Origin of the sequence: Streptomyces sp. DH12, assembly GCF_020873895.1 — a bacterium.
In the GTDB taxonomy this organism is placed as follows: Bacteria; Actinomycetota; Actinomycetes; order Streptomycetales; family Streptomycetaceae; genus Streptomyces.
Map to the genome: position 1 here is coordinate 1 of NZ_JAHWGT010001541.1, position 400 is coordinate 400.

1 pseudogene is annotated in these 400 nt (G+C 67.8%); it reads left to right on the top strand.

The annotated features are described in order from the left end of the window. Positions 1-264: 264 nt before the first annotated feature. Positions 265-400 (top strand): annotated as a pseudogene (locus LPA54_RS40985) (DUF397 domain-containing protein); the annotation flags it as partial.

Consider the following 400-nt stretch of genomic DNA (forward strand, 5'->3'; position numbering starts at 1 on the left):
GTCCTGGCGGGCAAGAACCGCTGCACCTCGCGCGACGCGTGGTCGCAGCGTCACGCCGCCCCCGTGCGTACCACACCCGTGGCACCGCGGCCACTTTAGTCACTTGTCGTGAGGGTTCCAACTGCAAAGTGAGGACAGGCCAGTTCATGGCGGGTACCGTCCGGCCGTAACCGTGTGATCCGGTCATCCGGGAGTGTCCCCGCGGAGGCTCCCAGTACGGTGACCCTGGATCGTTGGTACGTCACGAAAGGACACCGTTCCGCCATGGCAGAGCTGCCGGACCAGGGGCACGAGACGCCCGAGGAGATCAAGGCGCGCAAGGAGCGCGAGCGGGACGAGCTGTACGCGCTGGACATCTCCGGCGTCGAGTGGCACAGCGCCCCGGGCACGGAGACGCACG